The sequence below is a fragment of the Leptolyngbya sp. FACHB-60 genome (genome assembly GCF_014695775.1).
Lineage (GTDB): Bacteria > Cyanobacteriota > Cyanobacteriia > Phormidesmidales > Phormidesmidaceae > Nodosilinea.
Map to the genome: position 1 here is coordinate 46,559 of NZ_JACJOX010000043.1, position 7,989 is coordinate 54,547.

At 56.5% G+C, this 7,989-nt stretch carries 8 protein-coding genes; 2 read left to right on the plus strand and 6 right to left on the minus strand.

What is annotated here, in order from left to right; genetic code table 11:
* Positions 1-298: 298 nt before the first annotated feature.
* The 4 genes from upp to glgA all read right to left on the minus strand — a co-directional run bounded on the left by upp (position 299) and on the right by glgA (position 5,209).
* On the minus strand, positions 299-931 hold the full coding sequence (gene upp / locus H6F57_RS16480; protein ID WP_190630031.1) for a uracil phosphoribosyltransferase: 633 nt from the start codon (positions 929-931) through the stop codon (positions 299-301).
* Positions 932-1,031: 100 nt separating this feature from the next.
* Positions 1,032-2,300, minus strand: a complete 1,269-nt coding sequence (locus H6F57_RS16485; RefSeq protein ID WP_199294797.1) for a URC4/urg3 family protein — start codon at positions 2,298-2,300, stop codon at positions 1,032-1,034.
* Between the two features lie 5 nt (positions 2,301-2,305).
* Positions 2,306-3,616 carry a GTP cyclohydrolase II gene (locus H6F57_RS16490; RefSeq protein WP_199289903.1) on the minus strand — a complete coding sequence of 437 codons (1,311 nt, stop codon included), beginning with the start codon at positions 3,614-3,616 and terminating at the stop codon, positions 2,306-2,308.
* 105 nt (positions 3,617-3,721) lie between these two features.
* Entirely contained in the window at positions 3,722-5,209 is a 1,488-nt protein-coding gene (gene glgA / locus H6F57_RS16495) for a glycogen synthase GlgA (protein ID WP_190630033.1), read from the minus strand.
* A 48-nt stretch (positions 5,210-5,257) separates the two neighbouring features.
* Between glgA and H6F57_RS16500 the strand changes: the two genes are divergently transcribed.
* Entirely contained in the window at positions 5,258-5,461 is a 204-nt protein-coding gene (locus H6F57_RS16500) for a hypothetical protein (protein ID WP_190630034.1), read from the plus strand.
* A gap of 1 nt (position 5,462) precedes the next feature.
* Here the strand turns inward: H6F57_RS16500 and trxA are convergent, their stop codons facing one another.
* Positions 5,463-5,786 (minus strand): thioredoxin, encoded by a 324-nt coding sequence (gene trxA / locus H6F57_RS16505; RefSeq protein WP_190518682.1) that lies wholly within the window; start codon positions 5,784-5,786, stop codon positions 5,463-5,465.
* Between the two features lie 399 nt (positions 5,787-6,185).
* Here trxA and H6F57_RS16510 point away from each other — a divergent pair, with 399 nt between their 5' ends.
* Positions 6,186-6,518, plus strand: coding sequence for an RNA-binding protein (locus H6F57_RS16510; RefSeq protein WP_190630036.1), 333 nt, complete (start codon positions 6,186-6,188; stop codon positions 6,516-6,518).
* A gap of 209 nt (positions 6,519-6,727) precedes the next feature.
* Here H6F57_RS16510 and H6F57_RS16515 read toward each other — a convergent pair whose 3' ends face one another.
* Positions 6,728-7,891 (minus strand): NAD(P)H-quinone oxidoreductase subunit H, encoded by a 1,164-nt coding sequence (locus H6F57_RS16515; protein ID WP_190630038.1) that lies wholly within the window; start codon positions 7,889-7,891, stop codon positions 6,728-6,730.
* Positions 7,892-7,989 lie beyond the last annotated feature (98 nt).

Consider the following 7,989-nt stretch of genomic DNA (forward strand, 5'->3'; position numbering starts at 1 on the left):
CAGGCCTCTATCGAGCTTAAGAGCGCAGTCGCTAATGCGCTGCATGCTTGTGATTATCTTAATCAATTTATTGATAAAGTGAATTTTAGATTAAACAATCTAACCACTAGTGTCAGCATTTTTAGATAATAAATACCAATTCATTTAAGATGCAGCCCGCTTAAAAACCCGCGGCCAGAAGCGCGACTTTACGGAAGCAACACAGACGGTTATTTCAACGCATGGGAAAGGCGCATCCTTTTGCATGTCTAGTCAAGTCAGATTTAAGGATGCGCTAGTCTTAGCGTTTGGTTGGCGGCTACTTGGTGCCAAAGAGGCGATCGCCCGCATCACCCAGCCCCGGCAAAATGTAGCCGCGCTCGTCTAGCTTCTCATCGACGGCGGCGGCATAGAGGGGCACGTCGGGGTGCTCGTGGTGAAAGTGGGCAACGCCTTCGGGTGCAGCGAGCAAACAGAGGAATCGGAGCGATCGCGGCTGAGCCTGCTTTAGCGGATACATTGCCGCCACCGCCGTATTGCCAGTGGCGATCATGGGGTCAACGACGAGAACGTCGCGATCGCTCAAATCCTCCGGCACCTTAAAGAAGTACTCAATCACCCGCAGGGTCTGGGGATCGCGGTAGAGACCAATGTGCCCCACCCGCGCCGAGGGCATGAGTTCCAAAATGCCGTCGAGAATGCCCTGGCCGGCCCGCATGATCGAAACCACAACCAGCTTTTTCTCTGGAGCCAGCACCGGGGCTTCCATCGTGGCCATCGGCGTTTGAATAGTTTCTAGCTTGAGGGGCAGGTCGCGCGTCACTTCGTAGGCCAGCAGCAGGCTGATTTCCTTCAGCAGCGTGCGAAACTTCGCTGTGCTGGTCTCGGTGCGCCGCATCAGGGTGAGTTTGTGCTGAACCAGGGGATGGTCAATGAGGTGGAGGTCGGGCATTTTTGAGAAGTGGGGGAGGGTAGGGAAGATGAGGAGGTGGGGGAATAGAATTTTGGATATTTCACCCGCTACTCCTGCTTTCGCAGTCAGCCTATCTTGCTTAAAAAACAGTGCCGTCGCTGGCGAGTTGAATCGGTGGGCCACCGTCAGGACGTTTCTCGGCAGCGATTTGTCGTCCCGCCGTCCAGGTGCCTCCCTGGAGAATTTTCGCCAGGGGAAGAGTTTTGGCATCCAGGTTCAACGATTGGCGAAGGTGGGTGGCAAGGTCGTCGAGTAAACAGAGGGTGAGGGCACGCCATTCAACGATCAGCGGGGAGTCGGGAGGATGGGCAACCGCAAAATCAGCAGAATTTTTGAGGCTGAGGACACCCGCATCTACAAACAGCCCACCGTTGCGGTATTCGGCTAAGCCGGTGAGTTGATCGAGATCGGTGATGGTGAGGCCCAGTTCTTGAAGCGGTTCCAGCAGCGAATAGGTGAGCCACTGGGAGAGCTTGTGGAAGGGTACTAAATTGCTGCCGGGGCCTGTATCGGGCAGTTGCGGATGGGGCCACACGTCGCCCAGATTGGTACCTGCAAGTTCTACGCGTCCGGGCCAGATCGGCCCCAAACCCAGGAGGATGGTTTGCAGGATGGTCGTCGCTGATATCTGACGATGGGCGGCGATTTGTAGCCAATAGTCCACCAAGTTGCCGGGCCGGGGAAGCTCAGACCCAAACAATTGAGGCTGTTGACGCAGGGTATGGCCGAGTTTTTGCAGCAGCGCTACTCGGCCTTCCAGCCCTAGCAGTGGATTGTCGTCGTTAACCTGGAATGCCTGAGCGAGTTGGTTGGTGGCAAGTTGCGTAAGTCCATGGGCGTCGGCTTGCCAGGGATGGTCGGATTGGCTGGAGAAAAGTCCGGCGGTGAAGCTGTGGAAGCTGGCGATCGCCAACCCCTCCGACCTAGCAAACACCAGCCCCGTTCCAGGCTCCACATACCGCCACCGACTCCCCGCGCCTGCATCCAGCAGCACGCTAGTAATCGCCAGATCGACCTTCAACCTTGCTTGCTCTAGGGGATCCAGTCCTGATAATTCTGGTGCTAGGAGATCTAAGCGCGATCGCCCCGCCACCTCAAAATGTCGCCAGCGCGAGTGAAAGGGAATGTCGCCACCGGGATACTGCTGCCCCATTACGTCGAGAACGTAGGCGGCAGTGGCGGGCATAGCGTCAGGGTGGTAGCGAAAGTGCTGGAGCCGATCCTGCTCGGCCAGATGAAAGAGGGCGCGAGTGCGATCGCGAATTGCCCGCGGACTTTGCAGGTAAGCGATCGCTACCTCTGCCGTAGGATGGGCACCGCCCACCATGCCATCATCGGCTAACACCATAACGCTTACTCCAAACCCCGCCCCTTCACCTGGGCCAAATCTTCCTCAGTGAGGGCTACTTTGTTGGTATAGTAACCTGCCGCCTTCTTGGCCTCAATTTCGACCCGCGCATCGGGCGGCACCAAATCGTCGGGGATCGGCACCCGCTCGACGATCTCAATGCCCGATCGCACCAGGGCGTTGTACTTCATATCGCTCATCGACACAAAGCGATCGATGCGGGTCACCCCTAGCCAATGCAGCACATCGGGCATCAGCTCCTGAAAACGCACATCCTGCACCCCGGCCACGCACTCGGTGCGAGCGAAGTAGGCATCGGCGCGATCGCCCCCTTCCTGCCGCTTGCGGGCGTTATACACCAAGAATTTTGTTACTTCTCCCAGGGCGCGCCCTTCCTTGCGGAAGTAGACAATCAGCCCCGCGCCCCCCTGCTGGGCCGTAGCAATGCATTCTTCCAGGCCGTGTACCAGGTAAGGGCGACAGGTGCAGATGTCCGAGCCAAACACATCCGAGCCATTACACTCGTCGTGGACGCGCACCGCCAGGGGCCGAGCCGGGTCAGTAATCGCGTCAGGATCGCCAACGATATACACCGTGATGCCACCGATGGGGGGCAAAAACACCTTCACATCAAACCGTGTCACCAGTTCTGGAAACATGCCGCCGGTCTGCTCAAATAGGGCGTAGCGCAGTTCGTCTTCGCTCACCCCTAGACGCTGGGCTACCCCCGGCAGATACCACACCGGCTCCACTGCCGCCTTAGTCACCACCAGATCGCCGCCAGGTTTCACGATCTCGCCGTCTTCTTTTATTCGTCCCTGGCGCACCGCTTCTAGCAGCTCCGGCATTTGAATGTGAGCACGGGTGACGGCAATACTAGGGCGCAGGTCGATGCCTTCGGTCAAAAGCGATGCATAAACCTCACCTACCAAGGCTCCAAAAGGATCCAATGAGACAATTTTTTCGGGATCAGCCCAACTGGGATGGGGGCCAATGGCAATGGTGGGCGCTGTATTGGTAAAGTCGGGCTTGTGGTCAGGATCTAACACGCCGCTGGCCACCGCTAGAGCGCGGTACACGGCATAGGAACCCGAGTGGGTGCCAATGGCGTTGCGGTGATTGGGATCAGTAACCGTCGCAACGATCGCCCCTCGCTTAAGAGGATCCCCATGACCCCACTGCACCGGCCTGCCCTTCAACCCCGACCGACTGGAATGGGAGGTAAGCACAATGTGGCGGCGCTTGGGGAAGTCTCCCGTCCAGGGTTGGCTGGGTTGGGCCAGGTTTCCTGCCGCCGAACCGTTACCATCACTCATAGGTGCCTCGTGGAACAGAAACCACTAATCTGGCACACTTTCCACCCCATAAACCGCTCACAAGTGACAGACAGCAATGCCGCCTGTTCCTTTGGACTTACCGAACTATTTTGGCACGGAGGATTTATCGGGTAAAGGCGCACTTACCGTCGCCGCTGGTGGCTCCTGGGGAGCAGGTGCGACCGGGGCTAGCTCAGGCTTGGGTAGCTGGTCTTTGAAGTCGAGCCCCAGCATTTCGCTGTAGAGCCGGACGTAGTCGATCGCCGATTTGTCCCAGCTAAAGTCTTGCCCCATGGCCCGCTGTTGCAGTTCCCGCCAGGCATCTTTATGGCGGTAGCCTTCCCAGGCGCGAATTAGACAGGTAAATAGATCCAGCGGCTCGTAGCGATCAAAGCAGTAGCCAGTGCCCGCATGGTTTTCCGGGTCGTTGTGCTGCACCGTATCCACTAAGCCGCCCGTGCGCCGCACCACCGGAATGCAGCCGTAGCGCATGGCAATCATCTGGCTAATGCCGCAGGGTTCAAACCGAGACGGCATCAAAAATGCGTCGGCCCCGGCGTAGATGCGGCGGCCCAGGCCCTCGCTATAGAGCAAGTAGGTAGCCATACGGCCCCGATAGCGGCTGGCCATCTGCCAGAGCTGGGTCTCGTAGTAGCGATCGCCCGTACCCAGCAAAATAAACTGCGCGTCGGTGTAAGACAGAAACCGATCCAAAATTTGCAGAATCAGATCCAGCCCCTTCTGCTCCACCAGACGACCCACCAGGCCCACCAAAAAGGCTTTTGAGTTTACCTCTAGCCCCAGCTCTTCCTGAATGGCCACCTTGTTCGCGCGGCGATTTTCGAGGCTGTCAGCGGTGAAGGTTTTGACAATGTATTTGTCGGTGGCAGGGTCGTACGACTCATCATCAATGCCGTTGAGAATGCCGCTCAGCTTACCGCTGATGAACGACAGCAGTCCCTCCAGCTCTTCGCCATAGTCTGGGGTCTTAATCTGCTGGGCGTAGGTGGGCGACACCGTGTTGACGCGATCGGCAGCCTGCACCGCTGCCGCCATGGTGTTGTGCCCCTGCATATACCATGGGCACCAGGTAATGCGCTCTAGCTCCCACCGCCATGGCCCCTGGTAAGCCAGATTGTGGATCGTAAACACTGTGCCAATGTCGGGTGACTGCTGCATCCACACCGGAATCATGCCCGTGTGCCAGTCGTGACAGTGAATAATCTGCGGCTTCCAGTAGTTCCAGACAAACTCAGCCGCGCCGTTGGCAAAGAAGGTAAACCGCCAGGCTTCATCGTCACCACCGTAGACCTTGCGGGGATCAAAGGCAGGGTGGCCAAACAGATACACCGGCACGTCAGACTCAGGCAGGGTAGTCTCGTATACCGCGAAGTCGTTAAACATAGCGGTGCCTTTCCACACCGGCTCTGCGGGAATATCGACCTTGTCAGGCAAAAAGCCGTAGTAGGGCATGAAAATGCGCACGTCGTGCCCCATCTTGCGCAGCACTTTGGGCAGGGAACCCACGACGTCACCCATACCGCCGACCTTAGCTAGGGGTGCCGCTTCCGCTGCTACAAAAAGAATTTCCATATCGCCCGCCCTGCTGTTGGATCAATCGGTTGTCCTCAGTCTACGGGGGTGTGGGCGTTATGCCTAGATCTTTGGCCCTCAGCCATCCTCTATAACGCGGCACGCGATCGCCCCTGCCGAGAACTGCCGTTAACCCTCGATCGCAGCTTGGCCAGTTGCCCTATCCACGAGCAGTTTGGGCAACTGGCCCTAGACAATCGCGACCTGCACCTAGAACGGTGGCGACTACAGGGGTTAAGCAAAGGCGAATAGCCTAGCTCAGGTACTTACTCAGGGTTTCACTATATTCGTCATACTTTTTCGCCCCCACCAAGGTCTCCGCCACATCGCCCTGCTGAAAGAACATCACGGCGGGAATGCTGCGAATGCCGTAGCGCTTTGCCACCGCCTGATTGGCATCTAGATCGAGCTTGAGGACTTTGACGCGATCGCCGTATTCGTCGGCCAGCTGGTCCATCAGCGGGGCCACCAGCTTACAGGGGCCACACCAGGCCGCCGTGCAATCGACCACAAACAACGACTCTGCACTTAGAAGCGCATCAAACTCGGTTTCGTTTTCAATGTAGGCAGCGGGCATAGTTGAAATCTCACGTTAAAGGCCCATTCTCCCACGGGGATGGTTCAGGAAACTGGTCGCTACCCTCGTCCCTTCTCCCAGGCAATATGGCAACGCGGCTAAAAACTGACCTGGAAAAGAATTTGCCCAAAGTCGGGGCCGTTAAAGCATACAAAACTTTACAAGCAAAACGCTAGATGTACGGTTGCACGGTAGTTCATTGCTCTACAACTAGTTTTATCTAGCAATTTAACCTTCTAAAGCTCCACCAGCTTTTCAAACGTGCTAGGGTATCTCCAGAGATTTAGAGATCGGTTAGCAGCATTTGTTTCTAGTACTAACGAGTTTTTCCGTTTTTCCATTGACAGACTTCTCTCCGAAATTTTGCTCTGCACATCCTTTAATTTTTGGAGACAAGATATGTCAATCTACGTAGGCAACCTGTCCTATGACGCTACCACCGAAGACCTAACTTCTGTGTTTGCAGAGTATGGTTCTGTTAAGCGGGTTCAGCTTCCCACCGATCGTGAAACCGGGCGCATGCGCGGTTTCGCTTTCGTCGAGATGTCTGCCGATTCTGAAGAAAACGCCGCCATCGAAGCCCTAGATGGCGCTGAGTGGATGGGTCGTGACCTCAAAGTCAACAAAGCCAAGCCCCGTGAAGATCGTGGCGGCGGCGGCGGTGGTAACTTTGGCGGTGGCGGCGGCGGTCGTCGTGGCGGTGGCGACAGTTTCTCGCGCGGCGGTTACTAAACCTCTACTCCTAGATTTGATCGTCAAGACCAAACCTAGCTAAATAGCAAACAGGGTTCAGGCAGAGATGTCTGAACCCTGTTTGCTATATGCCAAGCCATCGACCGTTCGGGGATAGTGCTGAGCCAAATTAACAGGGTTATGGCACGTTCTCACCCCAGCAGCAAGGTTGCGCTTTAAGCCCGAGTGCTGACCATGACACTAATGCCTTACCGATCCACCGACCCCATGACCACGTCAATACTGCCGAGAATAACGAAAATATCGGCCACCTTTTGACCCTTGAGCAGGTAGGGCAGCAGCTGCAAGTTGTTGAAATCGGCAGGGCGAATCTTCCACCGCCAGGGCATAGGGCTCTCGTTACCGATCAGAAAAATGCCCAGTTCACCCCGCCCTGACTCGACCCGCACATAGTGCTCCCCGGCAGGAATTTTGAACGTAGGGGCAATCTTTTTGGCGATGAACTGGTAATCAAAGCCATCCCACAGCGACTTTGGCCCTTCGGCTAGGCGCTTTGCCTCAAGGGTTTCCCAGGGGCCTCCTGGTAGCCCATCGAGAGCCTGCTGAATGATCTTGAGCGACTGGCGCATTTCGTCTAGACGCACCCGGTAGCGGGCCAGGCAGTCGCCCTCGGGTCGCCAAGCTACCTGCCAGTCAAAGTCGGCGTAGCATTCGTAGTGGTCAACCTTGCGCAGATCCCACTGGACGCCGGAGGCTCGCAGCATGGGGCCAGAGCAGCCCCAGCTTATGGCTTCGTCGCGGGTGACGACGCCTAGCCCTTCGCAGCGGCGGCGAAACACCGGGTTGTCGGTAACCAGGCGCTCGTACTCGTCGAGCTTGGGGGCCAGGTAATCGACAAAATCCTGGCATTTCTCTGTCCAGCCGTAGGGCAGGTCAGCGGCCACACCCCCCACACGAAAGTAGTTGTGGTTGACCATGCGGTAGCCGCTCACCGCCTCAAACAAATCAAGAATGGGTTCGCGATCGCGTAGAGAATAGAAAAATAGCGTCTGCGCCCCCATATCCATCACAAAGGGGCCTATCCACAGCAGGTGATTGACCAGGCGGGTCAGCTCCAGCAAAATCACGCGAATGTAGCTAGCCCGCTTGGGCACCTCAATATCTGCTAGTTTTTCTACGGCGTTGACGGTGACGGCCTCGTTGAACAAGCCACCGTAGTAGTCCCATCGGCTGGTGTAGGGAATGAACATGGTGGAGGTGCGGCTTTCGGCGATCTTCTCCATACCTCGGTGCAGGTAGCCAATCACGGGTTCACAGTCGATCACATCTTCGCCGTCGAGGGTGACCATAATCCGAAAGCAGCCGTGCATGGAGGGATGGTGAGGGCCGAAATTAATTATAGTTGCAGCCACAAGTGTTAGGACATAGACTAGGAGCGTAGCGTTTCTGCGTTTCCCTACTGATGCCCAAGCCCTATAGCCTTGACTTACGGCAAAAAGTGATTGATGCT

Excerpts from the sequence above, each read along its gene's own strand:
- upp (WP_190630031.1), bottom strand. The coding sequence starts at position 931 with ATGCCCGACCTCCACCTCATTGACCATCCCCTGGTTCAGCACAAACTC.
- H6F57_RS16485 (WP_199294797.1), bottom strand. The coding sequence starts at position 2,300 with ATGGTGTTAGCCGATGATGGCATGGTGGGCGGTGCCCATCCTACGGCA.
- H6F57_RS16490 (WP_199289903.1), bottom strand. The coding sequence starts at position 3,616 with ATGAGTGATGGTAACGGTTCGGCGGCAGGAAACCTGGCCCAACCCAGC.
- glgA (WP_190630033.1), bottom strand. The coding sequence starts at position 5,209 with ATGGAAATTCTTTTTGTAGCAGCGGAAGCGGCACCCCTAGCTAAGGTC.
- trxA (WP_190518682.1), bottom strand. The coding sequence starts at position 5,786 with ATGCCCGCTGCCTACATTGAAAACGAAACCGAGTTTGATGCGCTTCTA.
- H6F57_RS16510 (WP_190630036.1), top strand. The coding sequence starts at position 6,186 with ATGTCAATCTACGTAGGCAACCTGTCCTATGACGCTACCACCGAAGAC.